Source organism: Fusobacteria bacterium ZRK30 (assembly GCA_024628785.1).
In the GTDB taxonomy this organism is placed as follows: Bacteria; Fusobacteriota; Fusobacteriia; order Fusobacteriales; family Fusobacteriaceae; genus Psychrilyobacter.
The window spans coordinates 934,784-951,606 of record CP102405.1 but is presented as its reverse complement, the minus strand read 5'-3'; the positions used below and the strand labels follow the sequence as shown (position 1 = coordinate 951,606).

The following is a 16,823-nucleotide window of genomic DNA, read 5'->3' as shown; positions in this document are numbered from 1 at the left end:
CTATTTATTCTTACCTAAATTTATAAAAAATTCATATTTTTCAAAGATCTTTATTATTTTTTTAGGTGTAGAAGCCCTATGGGCTTTCTTTATAAAGTCATAATTTTTAACTATTTCTAAAAAATTAGAAAGAGCGGAAAAATGGTCCTTATTATCTACTGAAGAAAATGCCAAAATTGTATTCACAGGAACTTTCCCCGGAAAATAAACAGGTTCACTGAGAGTTATCAGACTCATTCCAGTTTTTTTAACAAATTTTTTATTTGTATGGGGAATAGCCAAATTAGGTACAACTACAATATATGAACCGTGTTTTTTTATCAGCCTTATCATTTCTTCTCCGTGGCCGTAATGTGTATACCCTCCCTCAAAAAGTATATCTGCTGCTTTTTTTATAGCTCCTTCCCATGAATCTGCTCTAACGTTTAATTTAATATTATTCAATGGAAGAAGATCCAATATTGATAATTCCTTTATTTTGATATCATCTATAAGTTTATTTCCTAAATGAGCTTTAAGTTCCTCTATAATAATTTTTTGATTTTCAATAACAGCGCCTTTTTTTAAGCTGTTTAATATATTAGATAAAAGAATTTTTTTATTGTATTTAGGCAGATTATACTTATCTATTTTTTTTAATTCCTCTGTATTTAAGATAGTTCTTACATGTATTACCGGTATCTCACTCTCAAATTGATTAATTTTTACCGTGGTAATTATAAGATCAACCTTTTTCTTCCCACTGGATATAAAGTTTTTCAATTGATTTAGAGGGATACTCTCAACCACATCTATATTATAATTTTCTTTCAACTGCTGCTCTACTAATTTAGAGGTTCCCAACCCTTCACCACAGACCAATAAAATATCTTTAGTTTCTTTTTTTTGATATAAATTTCTGTCTACCGCTCCTTTAAAATGCAAAACTATGTAAGCTATTTCATCTTCTGAAAATGGAAGTCCAATAAATTTTTCTAAAAGTATCATAGATTTTTTTACTTTTCTAAAAAGTTCCGGATACTCCTCAACAACCTCAAAATAAATTGAATTTTTAAGTTCTATTTTATTTTTTACCCTGTGTATTGCAGGTTTAATATGATTTAAAAGCCCGTCCATTAAAAGTTTATCTTTGGATAGATCTAACTGTAGTTCATCACTAACTTCACCTATTATCTTCTTTATATTGGTTTCAACTTCGATCCAATTTTCGTAAAAAGACATCTTGGGATTATAACTATGGCTCCCTAAAAAATAATCTGTAATTTTATAAATTTCAAACTCATTTAATTTTATCTGATATCCAGCTTCTAATACTGGTATTGCTTTTGAAATTGTTAAAAATTCATCTGTTGTAGATAAAAACTTTTGATTTAAAGAACTCTTTAGAAGAAAACCATTCCTTACCCGAACTACCATTATAATTATATAATTTCTGATAATAGTGTATGCTTCATCAGATATAACTTTATTCATAGATTTAGTGATGTAATCAATAAAATTATTGGCAATATTTACCTGAATATCCTTTAGATTTTCTTTAATTAAACTAGTCGTATAAATAATTTCCAATGAGTTTGAACCATTTACATTAAAGTACTTATTCAACACCTTTAATTGTATCCTCCTAATGTCCTCTTCCTTCCCTATGAGAAGAAATCCTTCCTTATTATTCATAATAAGCTGTAAATTATATCTAGATAACATTTTTTTTATTTCTTTCATATCATTGTTTATCGTAGGACGGCTCAGATCAAATTTTTCACAGATATGAGATATGTTTACCTTTCCACAAAAAATTATTGATATTAATATGGATATGTCTCTATATTCTAAAAAAAATATCCTATGAAAGTTTATAATAAGATATTCTCTCACTTCATGAGGATTTAATAGTTCTATCTTCCCCTTAGACCTTTTAATAATTTCTCCACTCTGATTCTCTAAAAGAAATTCATTTATTTTGTCTATATCGTACCTTAGAGTTCTTTCGCTTACTTCGATTGAACCAAGCATCTCTTTTAGAACTCCCTTCCCCTCATTATTGATTAAATACTCAATAATATTAAGCATTCTTTTATTAAGCATCGTCCTCCTCCTCCGGTTTTATTACTATAATTATACAAAAATTATTAAAAAAATACATTTCAAAATTTTATTCAAAAAAAAAAGAAAAAAATTTAATAGTAAAATTTTTCATTGTGCACATTCTAAATTAAAATATTAATTTTTTTTTAAATCAAGCAATTATAAGGGTTTCCCACATCTATAATAATATTATAATCCATATTTTCAAAATAAAAACAACTATACCTTTAATTTTATTCCATAAATTTTTCATAAAAGATTGAAAAATATATATAATTTAAAAAGAGAATTTTAAGTGGTATCATTTTAACATAAAGAAAAGGGAGGAATATTATGAATTTAAGCACTTTAACAAACAAAAATTTAGTTACTTTAGATTTGGAAGCTAAATCTAAAGCAGAAGTCATTGAAAAATTAGTAAAACAATTAGATCATCAAGGAGTATTAGAATCTAAAGAGGAGTTTCTCAAAGCAGTATTAGACAGAGAGAAACTTTCTCCTACAGGCCTAGAGGAGGGACTTGCAATTCCACACGGGAAATCCACAGCTGTAAAGAAAGCTACTTTTGCAATCGCAAGACTTAAAACCCCTATAGAAGATTGGGAATCAATAGACGAAGATAATGAAGTAACTTTGGTATTCTTACTGGCTATCCCAAAATCAGAACAGGGAGACACACATATAGAGGTGTTGACAAAACTTACCTCTCTATTCATTCAAGATGGATTTATTGATAAATTACAAAAAGCCAAAACAGAAGATGAAATAATTAATATTTTAGGAACAGAAATTATTGAAGAAGATATTGATGAATCTACTAAATCTTCTGATTTAATACTTGCAGTAACAGCTTGTCCAGTTGGAGTAGCTCATACCTATTTAGCCGCTGACTCTCTTAGAAAAAAAGCAAAAGAGATGGGTGTTGCTATCAAGGTCGAGACAAATGGATCTATTGGTATTAAGAATCCACTTACAGAAGAAGATATTAAAAATGCCAAAGGAATTATCGTTGCTGCCGATAAAAATATAGATACGGATAGATTCCATGGTAAACCTCTAGTTCAAGTAGGTGTTCAAGATGCTTTAAAAAAACCTGATGAACTAATAACCCAGGCTCTTACAACAGCTCCTATACACAGAGGAAATAGTTCTAAAAATAAAAGCTTAAAAAGTAAAGAAAAAAATGGAATATATAAACATCTTATGAATGGTGTTTCTCACATGCTTCCTTTAGTTGTTTGTGGTGGGGTTTTAATCGCTCTTTCCATTGCTCTTTCTGGAGTAAAAGCTGGAGAAGGTGCTGCTGTTACCAATCCATTTTTTAAACAAATGTTGGATTTAGGGGTAGTTGCATTTGGTCTTATGGTTCCTATCTTAGCAGGATTTATCGCTTCGAGTATTGCTGATAGACCTGGTTTAGCTCCCGGACTTGTTGGAGGAGTTATTGCTAATAATATAGGAGCAGGATTTTTGGGAGGAATCATCGCAGGTTTTGCAGCTGGATACATAGCTAAATGGGTAAAAGGCTGGAAAGTTCCACAAAGTATGCAGCCTATAATGCCTATTTTCATTATTCCTTTAGTTGCTACATGTTTAGTTGGATTAATTATGCATATCGTCGGTGCTCCTATTAGTGGATTTATGGAGTTTATGACTAACGGACTTAAAAGTATGGAACAAGGTTCTATCCTCTTAGCTCTTATTTTAGGACTTATGATCTCTTTTGATATGGGTGGCCCTGTTAATAAAGTTGCATTTTTGTTTGGTGCAAGTATGATCAGTCAGGGCGTATCTACAGTTATGGGTCCTATTGCAGTTGCTATTTGCGTTCCGCCTATCGGTATGGGATTGGCTACTCTTATGGCACCTAAGAAATTTGAAACTGAAGAAAGGGAAGCCGGTAAAGCTGCTTTAGCTATGGGTTGTATTGGTATCACTGAAGGAGCTATTCCATTTGCTGCTGCGGATCCACTTAGAGTAATTCCGGCTAATATGATTGGTGCTGGTGTAGGAGCTATTATAGCTGCTATAGGTAGTGTAGCAGATCATGCTCCCCACGGAGGTCTGATAGTTCTCCCGGTTGTAGATAACAAGATCATGTTTTTAATCGCTATAATTACTGGATCTATCCTAACTGCAACGATCACTACTCTATTAAAACCTAAAAAACAATAAACTGAGTATATTTATAAAAGACAGGAACTTTACACTTACAATGGTAATATTCCTGTCTTTCTTTTTTCTCTATTGCTTCATTTAAAATATTATTTAATTTTATCTTTATTTACTATAATTTCAAACCTTTATCTGCTTCTATTAATTTTTTAAAAGGAGAGGTAATTGATGATCCTTTTTCCTTATCATCTAAGACACACTCTCCATAAACTTCTAATATCTCTTTTATAAATAACTTTTCATTGAAAGCGGTGCTGTGTTTTTTAGAAATTTCTATTAGCTTACTAAGTTTTATAACTTTTTTTTTCTGATTTCTAATCTCTTCCTCTATCAGCTTTCCTATAAAATAGATCTCCTCATCTCTTAATTTTTCATTTAAATATTTATCTCTATTAGATATTTTATTTAGAATGAAGATTATCTCATTGCCTTCTAACCTCTCCTTGTTAACTGCTCCCAAGATAAAATTATTTTTCATTCTGTAGAAAGCCGAGGTTAAGTAACTGCATATTTTTTGAAATAAATCCTCTTTTAACAGATCATAATCAACTTTCTTCTCCATTTCTTTTAAAAGATAAAATGTAAACAGCTGAATATTCAATAGTTCATCATTAAATTTACCGTTTAAAGAACTGCTCAAAAAATATTCTGTCAAATGGATAAATTCAAAGGTTAATTTTGGAGGGATTATCTTCTCCAATGCTTTTTTTATAACTTTATGCTGTGATGTATTTTTTAGAAATTCTGCATTATGCTTTTTTAATATATAATATCCCCTAGATATTCTAAATAAAGTCACCCAAAGATAGTGCCTGATTATTCTGTTAAACTCTGTTGAGAATCCATACATAAATTCTCCTTCAATCCTCTGAATAACCTCTTCGATTTTTCTATTATCGATCTCCTTTCGATGAGTTAAAATTAATTTTTTTATCATTGTTTTAATAGGTTTCACATATTTTTCTTCTGGTTTTTCCAAACTATCTATCACCTTTAACATCATCAAATGTCTGATTTTTTTTTCATTTCCACCTATATAGATTCTGGTTACATCGTATTTAAAATATAAGCTGTACTCCTCCAATTCCCCCTTTAATCCCTGTATATCTTTTTTTAATGTAGTTCTGCTCACATCTAAAATTTCTTCTAATTTTTTTAAAGTCGGCTTATCCTCAAATAAGAAAAAGTTTAATATATACTCCTGCCTCTCTTTACTGGTGTATATATAGTAATCATCATATATATAATTAAAAAAATTTCCTACTTCTTCCTCTGTGAACTCTGTAGATATCTTTTTTTGAGCTCTTATCAAACTGCTTTCTGAAAAAAATTGTTTTAAATAGTATTCCAAATTTTCCAAGCTATATCGAAGATTTCTTTCACTGAGATTGATCTCCTGGGAAAGTTTTTTTATTGTAATGGGATTTTTATTTATCAACATCAAAATAGTTAATTCTTTTTGTTTTAAACTCATCGTCATCACCTGCCTATATAAATTATATAATATGATGATAGATTTTACCTATTTATTTAATGCCAGTTTTATCCCATCTATCCCTTTTTTTAGTTTTGCTCTGGAACATCCAACATTTAAACGTATCTTATAGGGATCCCCATAAAGATCTCCCGACATTATAGCAACTTTACCTTTTTTTATCAGACGCTCTTGAAATTCCTCAGCTTTTAATCCTGTTCCTTTAAAGTCTATCCACATAAGGTAGGTTGCCTCTGGTATATTTACTTTTAATCCCATATACCCGTCCAACTCCCTCTTTACCAGTTTAAAACTTTCATCAATATACCTGTTTAATTCATCCACCCAGTAATCGCACTGATTGTAAGCAGAAATAGTTGATAAAACTCCAAATATTGCTGCTGTGGATACTCCGTCTATATTTTTTATATGATCAATAAATTTTTCTCTGATATTTTTTTGAGGAATTATAACATACGATCCCCCAAGGGTAGGAGTATTAAAAGTCTTGGAAGGCGATGAAACAATGATCGACCTCAGAGTATCTAACTTCAAAACCGGAGTATGCTTTTTTCTTACAACATCCATATGGATCTCATCTGAAATCAAATATACATCATATTTGATGCATAAATTTATTAAGGTTGTCAGTTCCTCTATACTCCATACCTTCCCCGTTGGATTTTGGGGACTGCAAAGTAAAAAAACCTTAACTCCCTTCTTAAAGCCCTCCTCTATCTTTATAAAATCTGTGTAATATTTTCCTTCCTCATCTTCTGTCAATTGGATTTCAAAAAAATCATATGGTTTTAGTAATTTTGTAAATCCATCATATTTTGGGGTATGAGTCATTACTTTACCCCCATTTTCTAATATTTTTTCTAAAAGTAATGTAATAGAATAAAGTACCGATGGTGAATAGGAGATCCATTCCTCTTTTATTACCGTGTCACACCTTTTTAAAAACCAGTTTTTTATCGCTCCCTTATAGTCTGCGTGATTCCAACGAGAATATCCAAAAACACCATGTTCTGCTCTGGAAACTATTTTTTCAACTATCTCTTTAGGAGAACGAAAATCCATATCTGAAATTGTAAATGGCGTTAAATTTTTCGTCCCTTCTCCAAATCTATCCTCTATATAATCCCATTGGGTACAATAGGTTCCTCTTCTATCAATTACATTATCAAAATTCATCTTTTCCTCCAAGAATAGGAGGCAGTCTGACAGCCCCCTAAAATACTTTTTATCTAAATAAGTTTTTGCATCTGTTTTTTTAATACCTGTACTTTTGTCCCAACTATTATTTGAACATTTGTGTCGTTTAGTTTTACCACATTTACAGCACCGGCTTTTTTTATAGCTTCCACATCGATAATAGATGCATCTTTTAACACAAGTCTCAATCTTGTTATACAATTATCTAAACTCACTATATTTTCTTTTCCGCCTATTGCTTCCAACATTATTTTGGCATTATATCCTGCCATATTCCCGCTGTCCATAGCACTTACAGCTTCTTCAGAGTCATCCCTTCCTGGGGTCAATATGTTGTATTTTTCTATATACCATTTGAATACTACATAGTATAATCCAAACCATATAACTCCTACCGGCAGTACTAAATACCATTTAGTCCATAATCCCTGTAATACTCCGAATACGAAAAAGTCTATTATGTTCCCATCTGTATTTCCGATAACCACACCTAAGATCCCCATCACCATAAATCCAAGTCCTGTCATAACAGTATGAAAAAGATAAAGAACCGGTGCTATAAATAAAAATATAAATTCAATAGGTTCTGTGATCCCTCCTACTGCTGCTGCTACAACTGCCGATATAAGTAATCCTTTTACCTTGGTTCTGTTTTTTAAAAAAGATGATTTGTACATAGCAAAAGCTGCTCCTGTCAATCCAAATATAAATGACGGCATCTTCCCTTGTGATAAAAATCTAGTATATTCAGGAGATACAAATTCTGGTCCCTGAGTAAATTGATGATAAAATATATTTAGTGCACCTGATATAGTTTCCCCGCCAGCAGTCACAATCTGTCCCCCAGCTTCGGTAAACCTTATTGTTGCCACTAATATATGGTGTAACCCAAATGGTAATAACAATCTTTCCCCTGCTCCAAACAAAAACAGCCCAAAGATTCCTGCTTTTTGAATCCCCCTTCCAACTGCTAATATTCCTGTCTCAAAGAATGGCCAGATAATAGGCACCAAAATTCCTACTATCGACATGATAAGTACGGTAGCTATGGCTACAAATCTTGTCCCCCCAAAGAAAGAAAAGGCATCTGGAAGTTCAATATTTTGATATTTTGAATGGATCATATAAACCAAGATACCACATATGAGTCCACCCAGTGCCCCTGTATCTATACTCTCTATTCCCATTATCATCCTTGTATCGGTAGACTCCAATATCCCTCTAGATGTCAGATAAAAATTTGTTCCCAGCTGCAGCGATATATATCCTACTAATCCTGCAAATGCTGCTATCTCCTTATTTTCCCTGGCTAAACCCAGAGGTATGGAAACGGCAAACATCAATGGTAAAAATATAAATGCAACCAAACTGATCTTTATCATAAAATTAAATATAAATTGTAATGCCGGTATTCCCAGGAAGGGAAACATTTCAATAGTTGTAGCCCCTGTAAATGCTGCTCCTAATCCCAGCAAGATCCCCATAGCTGCCAGCAATGCCACCGGTAACATAAAAGTTTTTCCTAAGTTCTGAAAAAATTCCCATCCACTGACACCATTTGATTTTTTTGCACTCTTCATTTTAATTGTACCTGTACTCATAAAACCTTCCCCCTTAAAACTCAAATATACTAAAATTATACTTTCATCTCCCTTCACTTTCAATTCTGTATTTTTTTCACTTTTTTCGGAATAAAAGTTTTAACATATCAAAGTAAAAAAATCTCTTCATTGAACCCTTTCAATATTTAAAAATTAAAGCCTTATCTCTAACTCTTTTACTTTATAAAAATAACAGATAAGATCAATTAATCTCATTTTTTAAAAAAATTAAATTCTTCCTCCCGAATAATACCATTTGTCAACAAAAAATCATTGACACAATGAGCTAACTGTTATATAATATCAAAGATAAAGCCCTTTCCCACGAGGAGCCGTTATAAATAGTATTTTATAACATTTATTTCAAGGAGGAACAAAACGTGAAAAACAAATATAGTTTTATGTTAAGAAAAGAAGATGTAGTTAGAGAATGGTTACATTATGACGCTGATGGTGTAGTATTAGGTAGACTAGCTGCAGAAATCGCAAAGAAATTAATGGGAAAAGATAAGGTAACTTACACTCCTCATATCGATGGTGGAGATTACGTAGTAATCACTAACATGGAAAAAATCGCAGTTACAGGAAAAAAATTAACTGACAAAATTTATTACAATCACTCAGGATTCCCAGGTGGATTAAGAGAGAGAAGATTAGAAGAAGTTTTAGCGAAGAACCCTGCAGAAGCTTTATTTTTAGCAGTTAAGAGAATGTTACCTAAGAACAGATTAGGTGCACAACAATTAACTAGATTAAGAGTATTTGTTGGATCTGAACATGAGCATGCTGCTCAAAACCCTGAAACTAAATCATTATAATAAATAGGAGGTAAATTTAAAATGGCTGTACAATTTAGAGGAACTGGAAGAAGAAAAACTTCAGTAGCAAGAGTAATCTTAGTGCCTGGTGAAACAGGTGTTACTATAAATGGAAAAGAAATGAGCGAGTATTTCGGAAGAGGAATCTTAGGAGATATCGTAAACCAACCTTTAGTTTTAACTGAAACTGCTGAGAAATTTGGAGTTAAAGTAAACGTAAACGGTGGAGGAACTACTGGTCAAGCAGGAGCTATCAGACATGGTGTTGCTAGAGCATTATTAATGGCTGATGAAACTTTAAAAGGTGCTTTAAGAGAAGCTGGATTCTTAACTAGAGACTCAAGAATGGTTGAAAGAAAGAAATTCGGAAAGAAAAAAGCAAGAAAATCACCTCAATTCTCAAAGAGATAAGGTTATTTCAAAAAGAGATATATTTCCACTGTTGTGGGAATACATCTCTTTTTTTTATTAAAATTTATCTATAACTGTTCACATGATTCTCCCTCACTTTCTTTATAAGCTTTTATCCTTTGTAATTTTTCATAAACGTCTTTCCTAATGTAATGAATTACTTCTCCAACTTTTAACATATATACTTTTTCTTCTAAGCCTATTACTTCTACTTCTTCAAAAGTATGATAGTGTTCTCCATAAAAACTTTTTATTTCTCCGTGAAAATCAATAAATCGAACCATATTAAACCTCCCTTCTTCGTTACCAAATAAAATAATATACATTAATGTTATTATTTAACTCTATTAAATTTCCTTTTAAAAACATTACTCATTTCCTCTTTGTTAAAAAAAGCCTATACCTTCTAACGAAAGCATAAGCTTTTGAACTTATTAAATTCCACCTGGTTTTCTCTAATTTCACATTTAGAATTTTTTTTAATACAGGAATTCCCTAATATTCGTAATCAGTTAGTATTTACTCAACTGTCTTTCAAATGCTCTCAGATGGTTCTTTGATCCATCTCTGAGATAGGTAAACACTTCCCTTACATCATCAGGTAAATTTTCATCTTTTAGAAACTTTTCGTACATGGCTATATTATCTATCTCTGCCTGCACTCCTATTTCAAAAGTTTCTTTTAAAGTTTTTGGAACTACAAGGTCCTTTTCCTCTAATTTTTCATAACGGACATTGTATTTTTCAATAAGGGGCTGCAATAGTTCCATGTGAGTTTCCTCTGCTCTTTTTATATTTGAAAATGGTCTGTCGATATTAAAAGTTTTCATTATCTTCTCATATTCTGTTTTTGCAAAGATTTCATCCTCTATTGAATATTTAATCATCTCCTGTACCGTTATATTACTATCCTTTTCAGCTCCTTTATTACCATAACCAGCAAAGGTTAAACTACTCAACACCAATATCATTACGATCCCTATAAATTTTATTTTCATCTTCCCCGACCTCCTTTAGTAGAATAATTTATAAATTTTCCCTTTATCAATTTAATTTCCTTTTATACTTAACTCTACTCCTTAAATATGAAAATTATGTGAAGGCAAAAAGATCTCCCATTGAAATAATGGGAGATCTAGCAATTTTCTTATTTTTCTTCTTTTACTTTTTTAGTTGTTGTTTTCTTCTTAGCTGCCGTCTTCTTTGCAGGTGCTTTTTTTGCTGCTGCTTTTTTTACCGCTGCTTTTTTTACCGGTTCTTTTTTCTTTGCAGGAGGAGCTACCGAAAGTTCCCCTGTTTCCTTATCTTTTAATATTTTTCTTGTATTTTTACAGGTTGGATAGTTACTACAAGCCAGGAATTTCCCCCTTCTGCTTGCCTTTATCTCAAATTTACTGCCGCACTTTTCACATACCCCGGCTTCAGCTATGAGTTTGTCTTCTACAGCTTTGATCTCATCCAATAGGTATTTAATTATTATAACTCCATCTTTTTCCTCTAACTGCCCTTCCTTTACTATCTTTTTTATACTGGCCGGGAGCGGGATTCTGATCTCATCAGTAGCAAAGTTTTCACTTTCCAAATACTCTCCATATCTTCCCTTTTTTAAGATCATCATAGTTCCATCTTCTGTTTTCATGTCGGTATCTTTTTCTTCAAAATACTCATTCATCTCTAACAATCTTTCTTTTAGAGCTATCATTTCCACATCGATCTCTATACTTCCATCTCTCAAAACACCTATAACAGCACTGGATAATGGCAGTCTTTTATTATCTGTTTCATAATCTTCACTCTCTAGGTATTCTCCAAATCTTCCTTTTTTCAGGTTATATCTCACACCTTTGATCACTATATCAGTAGGTATTCCCTTTTTAATTCTTTCTCTCTTCTGTACGACCTCATTGATAAAGATATGCCCATCCTCTAATTCCTGTTCATCGATCTCCACTGTTTTTAATGGAATCCTTCCACTACAGGTTTCAAAGTGTTCACACTCTAAATATTTTCCAAATCTACCTGTTTTTAGGAGCATCTTCCCTGGACAGCCATCCACTGGACATGGTACATCAGATTCAATCCTTCTATTGGTAATTTTTTCTACTTCTTTATCAAAGTTATCCAGTGCCTTTTTAAAATCTATATAAAAGTCATCTAAAACATTGGTCCACTTTATTTCTCCTTCTTCAATTGAGTCCAGAGCGTCTTCCATACTAGATGTAAATTCTACTCCCAATATTCTTGGGAAATATTTATTCAATATCTTTTCTACATCATAACCTAACTTAGTAGGTACAAATGATTTCCCCATAAATTCTACATATTCCCTCTTCTTCAAAGTTTCTATGATAGATGCATAGGTAGAAGGTCTTCCAATTCCATCAGCTTCTAATTTTCTTACCAGTGAAGATTCTGTAAATCTTTTAGGAGGTTTAGTTTCGTCTGCCTTTATATTTAATTTTTCTAAATTTAACTTATCCCCCTTTTCAATACTAGGGAAACTAGCTGTTTTTATTTCATCTTCCTCTTTGAATACCTTATAGTATCCGTCAAAGGTTACCTTATTTACTATCCCTCTGAATTGATATTTATCATATCCACTTATCAGTGTAAATTGGTCATATTCCATAGGAGCCAACTGGGAGATTATAAACCTTTCCCAAATCAATTTATACAACCTGTATTGGTCAGAATTCAGGTATTCCTCAATATTATCCGGTTCTAAATCTATATAGGTAGGTCTTACCGCCTCATGGGCGTCCTGTATTTTCTTTTTATCATCTGTTTTTTTCTTCTTCTCTTTTCCTATATACTTTTCACCATATTTTTCTAAAATAAACTCCTTAGCCTGCCCTTGAGCTTCCTCTGATATTCTGGTAGAGTCAGTTCTCATATAGGTAATCAGACCTTTTTGAGTTCCATCTATCTTCAACCCTTCATATAAACTCTGAGCTACCCTCATGGTTTTAGAAGCTGAAAAACCTAAATATGATGAAGCTAATTGTTGTAATGTACTTGTCTTTAATGGTAGTGGAGGCTTCTTAGTTTTCTTGGATATCTCAGTGCTGGTCACTTCAAAAGTAGGATGCATTTCCAGAGTTTTCTTTAATTCCTCCATCTTTTCCTCATCCCAGATTTTAATTCCCCTGTCATCCCCTGATTTATAGAGATTCAGATCTATATTGTCACTGAAATTTCCGCTTACTTCCCAATATTTTTGAGGAATAAATGCCTTTATCTCATCTTCTAAATCACAGATTAATTTTAATGATACCGACTGGACCCTTCCTGCACTGGTGTTAGAAGATATTAACTGCCACAGGTATGGACTGATAGAATACCCTACTATCCTGTCTAATAATCTTCTTGCCTGTTGTGCATCGACCCTGTCCTGGTCTATAGTTCTAGGGTTTTTTACTGCTTCTCTTATTGCAGTTTTAGTTATCTCATTGAATTCTATCCTGTTTTTTTCCTTTGGATCTAATTTTAATATATGAGCTATATGCCAGGCTATAGCTTCCCCTTCCCTATCCGGGTCGGCTGCCAGATAAATTTTATCTGATTTTTTTGCCAATGCTCTCAAGTTTTTGGTTATTTCTCCCTTACCCTTTATTGTCGAATAAGAGGGTGTAAAATCATTCTCTATATCTATCCCCATCTTTGTCTTGGGAAGATCCCTTATATGTCCATATGAGGCTGTAACCTCATAGTTACGTCCTAATATTTTCTTTATAGTATTTGCCTTTGCCGGCGACTCCACTATAACTAGATTTTTTTTAGCCACTTCTATCACTCCAATATTTTGTCTTTACTACACTCTTCTATATTTACCACCTGCAATAGCTCTCACAAGTTTTTTTAATTCTAAATTTGTCAATAATCCTAAAAGTTTCCCTATAGGGATATGTGTTTCTGTCATCAGTTCATCCAAACTTTTTTCTACAACCAATGCACTATATACTTTTTCCTCTTCCGGATCTATATCTATTTTTACATTAATTTGGTTTTTACCATCCCAGCCATACTCCTCTAATATATCTTTTCCACAGGTAATTAACTTACCATAGGAGTCTTTGATGAGATTATTATTACCCTCAAAGGAGATATAGCCTGGAAATCCCGGAATAACAAACACATCTCTGCCTTCCTCTAAAGCCAGTTTAGCAGTTATTAAACTTCCGCCTTTTTTATAACTCTCTACTACTGTAACTCCCCTGGTCAATCCCACTATTATCCTATTTCTCCTGGGAAAATTATACCTCTCTGGAGGAGTGCCCAATGGATATTCACTTATAAGGGTCCCTTCTCTGGCTATCCTTTCCCATTCATATTTGTTTTGAGGAGGATAGATTACATCTAATCCGCTTCCTACAACAGCTATGGTATTTCCACCTAGGTTCAAGGCCCTCTTATGAGCAGTTACATCTACTCCAATTGCTAGTCCACTAGTTATAGTAACTCCTGCCCCTACTAAATCTCCTACTAATTCCCTGCACGCAGATTCCCCATAACTACTCATCTTCCGTGTTCCGACTACTCCTATATTTTTATCATAAAAGGTCATCTTTCCCTTTATGTATAGAAATACCGGTGGATGTGAGATATTTTTTAAATATAATGGATACTCTCTTTCCTTTATAGAAATTGTTTCAATATTTAAATCTAGCATCTTTTCCCTATAAAAATCAAGATTAATTTTATAAGAATTTAAAATTTTATCAATATCCTCATATTTAAACCTCATAATTTTATTATAAAATACCCTGTCATGGAGGAAAATTTCTTCAAATTCTTCACACAAATTCATCAGTTTAATTATTATACTGTCTCTTACTCCTGCCACTCTCAATTTATACCAAGAATCCAAAGCTTTCACCTCCACGACAGTTTTAATCAAAATATAATTTAAAAACCTTTTTTATTTAATTTTTCACCACTTAATTTCTCCCTAACTTACTATATATATACCCTAAATTTTTTCTTATTTTCTTCGAGTCAGGAAATTTAACCTGTGCCCTCTCCAAAATATCTTTAGCACTGCTGTATCTATCCTCTGCCATATAGATATTCGCCATGGCTATATAGACGTTTTCGTCCTCCTGGTAGATCAGATATTTCTCCATATTTTCTATTGCCTTATCATAATTTCCTTTCATCTGGTAAGAAGTTCCCAGTCCGAGATACCCTCTATAAAAATCTGGTTTTACAGATAAAAGTTTGTTATAGAATGTAATAGCAGTATCATATTTTCCTAAAAATCTGGCAGTTGTAGCTGTACCGAAATAATTTCTGTAATCGCCAGCCTTATCCCTCTTAAATACAGTATAAGCTCTTTCAAAAGATTTATCATTCATATATATACTTCCCAAGGTATAAATATCCTCGCTGTTTACATAATTAGTTTTCTTCAGATAGTTTTCAAACTCCTCAAAATATTCCTCTTTTTTATCGTATCCCCACTTAGAAACATTTTTTTTATCTAAAATAAGTTTTTTTTGCAACGCTTTTATATCTTCAGGGTTTACTTTTAAAATTTTTCTATATACTCCCAAAGCTTTCTCCGGCTGGTTCAGTCCCTCATATGATCTAGCCACCCCACGAAGAGATTCTATATCATCTTTTTTCACCTTAAAGGCATTCAAATAAAAATCCAACGAATCACTGTAATTTCCCTCTAAATAAGAGTCCTCTCCTGCCTCCATATATTTTTCATAGGTTCCAAGTGTGTTCTCTGTCATTTTATAAGTATTTTCTGTAATAAAACCATCCTGAACTTCTGCATACCCTATTGAGACTATCCCAATAAATAACACTATCAATAATTTTTTCATCTATTTTATCTCCTCTACTCTACTGATTACACTACCATCGTGATATATAATCTCTATTTTTTCATCTATTTTTAGTTCTCCTGCCCCTCTTATAATCTTATTTCCTGCTTTAGTTATAGTATATCCCCTCTTTAATATCCCTTCTGGGTTCAATGAACGGAGTTTTTCCATCCTCACTTCTAAAAGGTGTTTTTTTTGCATTAAGCTATTGTTAATAGCTTTTTTTAACCTGTCTTCCCTGTCCATTAACAGGTTATTCCTGTCTACAACTGTCTCTAAATAACTCCTCAAGATATAACTTCTTTTTAAAGTTTCTAATTTTTCCTTTTTCTTCTGTAAATTGGCCAGCAGGCTGTTATTTAGCTTTCTCCTCCTATCTTCCAACATTTCCATCAACTGGTCTTTTCTGGGAACGACTAACTCCGCTGCATGGGTCGGAGTAGAAGCTCGCATATCTGCTGTAAGATCTGTCAAAAGGTTGTCTATCTCATGGCCCACAGCTGAAACAATGGGCGTTTTAGTGTTAAAGTATGCCAGAGCCACCTCTTTTTTATTGAATGACCACAGGTCTTCTACACTTCCTCCTCCCCGTCCTGCTATGATAAGATCAATCTCCTCCATCTTATCCAGAGTTTTTATTCCCTTTATGATCTCATCTTCAGAGCCTATTCCCTGAACCTTGGCAGAATAGACATAGATATTTATATTTTCATATCTGAGTTTAGCTGTATTTATTATATCTTTTACTGCCGCTCCTGTTCCAGAAGTTACTACCCCTATATTTTGAGGTAATTTGGGAATAGGCAGTTTATATTTTGCGTCAAAATAACCCTCTTTAGCCAACTCTCTTTTAGTCCTTTCCAGTTCCTCAAAGAGTTTCCCCAGAGTTCCCTCTTTTTCCACATGGGCTACCAGTATTTGATAGTTCCCGTTAGCTTCATAGAGAGTCACCTTTCCAAATAATTTTATCTTATCCCCCTCTTTCAAGTCCTCCGGTATCTTTTTAAATTTATATCCAAAAGATACACATTTTACACTTGCCCTACTGTCTTTAAGGGTAAAATACAGATGGCCGCTCTTATAGTAATTTATCCCTGAAATCTCCCCTTTAAGGAAAAAATTATTAAAACTGTCGTTTCCCTCCAAATATTCCTTTACCATCTTATTCATCTGACTTACTGTAAATATCCTATCCTTCATATATTTCTCC

General features: G+C 32.7%; 13 protein-coding genes. 3 read left to right on the top strand and 10 right to left on the bottom strand.

What is annotated here, in order from left to right:
• Window positions 1-2,085, bottom strand: coding sequence for a BglG family transcription antiterminator (locus NRK67_09675; protein UUV19679.1), 2,085 nt, complete (start codon window positions 2,083-2,085; stop codon window positions 1-3).
• Window positions 2,086-2,418: 333 nt separating this feature from the next.
• Between NRK67_09675 and NRK67_09670 the strand changes: the two genes are divergently transcribed.
• On the top strand, window positions 2,419-4,260 hold the full coding sequence (locus NRK67_09670; protein UUV19678.1) for a fructose-specific PTS transporter subunit EIIC: 1,842 nt from the start codon (window positions 2,419-2,421) through the stop codon (window positions 4,258-4,260).
• A gap of 112 nt (window positions 4,261-4,372) precedes the next feature.
• Here NRK67_09670 and NRK67_09665 read toward each other — a convergent pair whose 3' ends face one another.
• From NRK67_09665 to malX, 3 genes are read right to left on the bottom strand one after another with little or no spacing between them, the layout of a single operon-like run.
• Window positions 4,373-5,734 carry an HTH domain-containing protein gene (locus tag NRK67_09665; GenBank protein UUV19677.1) on the bottom strand — a complete coding sequence of 454 codons (1,362 nt, stop codon included), beginning with the start codon at window positions 5,732-5,734 and terminating at the stop codon, window positions 4,373-4,375.
• A gap of 48 nt (window positions 5,735-5,782) precedes the next feature.
• Window positions 5,783-6,931 carry an aminotransferase class I/II-fold pyridoxal phosphate-dependent enzyme gene (locus tag NRK67_09660; GenBank protein UUV19676.1) on the bottom strand — a complete coding sequence of 383 codons (1,149 nt, stop codon included), beginning with the start codon at window positions 6,929-6,931 and terminating at the stop codon, window positions 5,783-5,785.
• A 53-nt stretch (window positions 6,932-6,984) separates the two neighbouring features.
• On the bottom strand, window positions 6,985-8,532 hold the full coding sequence (gene malX / locus NRK67_09655) for a maltose/glucose-specific PTS transporter subunit IIBC (protein UUV19914.1): 1,548 nt from the start codon (window positions 8,530-8,532) through the stop codon (window positions 6,985-6,987).
• A 422-nt stretch (window positions 8,533-8,954) separates the two neighbouring features.
• Here malX and rplM point away from each other — a divergent pair, with 422 nt between their 5' ends.
• Together rplM and rpsI are read left to right on the top strand one after the other, a co-directional pair.
• Entirely contained in the window at window positions 8,955-9,371 is a 417-nt protein-coding gene (gene rplM / locus NRK67_09650; GenBank protein ID UUV19913.1) for a 50S ribosomal protein L13, read from the top strand.
• A gap of 21 nt (window positions 9,372-9,392) precedes the next feature.
• Window positions 9,393-9,782: a 30S ribosomal protein S9 gene (rpsI, locus tag NRK67_09645; protein ID UUV19675.1), complete on the top strand. Its 390-nt coding sequence runs from the start codon at window positions 9,393-9,395 to the stop codon at window positions 9,780-9,782.
• Window positions 9,783-9,850: 68 nt separating this feature from the next.
• On the opposite strand, the gene NRK67_09640 is transcribed toward rpsI, so the two are convergent.
• From NRK67_09640 to xseA, 6 genes are all read right to left on the bottom strand, one after another.
• Complete coding sequence (locus tag NRK67_09640) at window positions 9,851-10,066, bottom strand: hypothetical protein (GenBank protein UUV19674.1); 216 nt, start codon at window positions 10,064-10,066, stop codon at window positions 9,851-9,853.
• A gap of 228 nt (window positions 10,067-10,294) precedes the next feature.
• Window positions 10,295-10,780, bottom strand: coding sequence for a DUF2202 domain-containing protein (locus NRK67_09635; GenBank protein ID UUV19673.1), 486 nt, complete (start codon window positions 10,778-10,780; stop codon window positions 10,295-10,297).
• 149 nt (window positions 10,781-10,929) lie between these two features.
• Window positions 10,930-13,566, bottom strand: a complete 2,637-nt coding sequence (gene topA, locus NRK67_09630) for a type I DNA topoisomerase (protein ID UUV19672.1) — start codon at window positions 13,564-13,566, stop codon at window positions 10,930-10,932.
• 27 nt (window positions 13,567-13,593) lie between these two features.
• The gene (dprA, locus tag NRK67_09625; protein ID UUV19671.1) at window positions 13,594-14,649 is read right to left on the bottom strand and encodes a DNA-processing protein DprA; all 1,056 of its coding nucleotides are present in this window, start codon (window positions 14,647-14,649) and stop codon (window positions 13,594-13,596) included.
• A 70-nt stretch (window positions 14,650-14,719) separates the two neighbouring features.
• Window positions 14,720-15,613 carry a tetratricopeptide repeat protein gene (locus NRK67_09620; protein UUV19670.1) on the bottom strand — a complete coding sequence of 298 codons (894 nt, stop codon included), beginning with the start codon at window positions 15,611-15,613 and terminating at the stop codon, window positions 14,720-14,722.
• Entirely contained in the window at window positions 15,614-16,813 is a 1,200-nt protein-coding gene (xseA, locus tag NRK67_09615) for an exodeoxyribonuclease VII large subunit (protein UUV19669.1), read from the bottom strand.
• Window positions 16,814-16,823: the final 10 nt, after the last annotated feature.

Excerpts from the sequence above, each read along its gene's own strand:
- rpsI (UUV19675.1), top strand. The coding sequence starts at position 9,393 with ATGGCTGTACAATTTAGAGGAACTGGAAGAAGAAAAACTTCAGTAGCA.
- NRK67_09660 (UUV19676.1), bottom strand. The coding sequence starts at position 6,931 with ATGAATTTTGATAATGTAATTGATAGAAGAGGAACCTATTGTACCCAA.
- NRK67_09620 (UUV19670.1), bottom strand. The coding sequence starts at position 15,613 with ATGAAAAAATTATTGATAGTGTTATTTATTGGGATAGTCTCAATAGGG.
- NRK67_09670 (UUV19678.1), top strand. The coding sequence starts at position 2,419 with ATGAATTTAAGCACTTTAACAAACAAAAATTTAGTTACTTTAGATTTG.
- malX (UUV19914.1), bottom strand. The coding sequence starts at position 8,532 with ATGAAGAGTGCAAAAAAATCAAATGGTGTCAGTGGATGGGAATTTTTT.
- NRK67_09675 (UUV19679.1), bottom strand. The coding sequence starts at position 2,085 with ATGCTTAATAAAAGAATGCTTAATATTATTGAGTATTTAATCAATAAT.
- rplM (UUV19913.1), top strand. The coding sequence starts at position 8,955 with ATGTTAAGAAAAGAAGATGTAGTTAGAGAATGGTTACATTATGACGCT.
- NRK67_09640 (UUV19674.1), bottom strand. The coding sequence starts at position 10,066 with ATGGTTCGATTTATTGATTTTCACGGAGAAATAAAAAGTTTTTATGGA.
- NRK67_09635 (UUV19673.1), bottom strand. The coding sequence starts at position 10,780 with ATGAAAATAAAATTTATAGGGATCGTAATGATATTGGTGTTGAGTAGT.
- xseA (UUV19669.1), bottom strand. The coding sequence starts at position 16,813 with ATGAAGGATAGGATATTTACAGTAAGTCAGATGAATAAGATGGTAAAG.
- NRK67_09665 (UUV19677.1), bottom strand. The coding sequence starts at position 5,734 with ATGAGTTTAAAACAAAAAGAATTAACTATTTTGATGTTGATAAATAAA.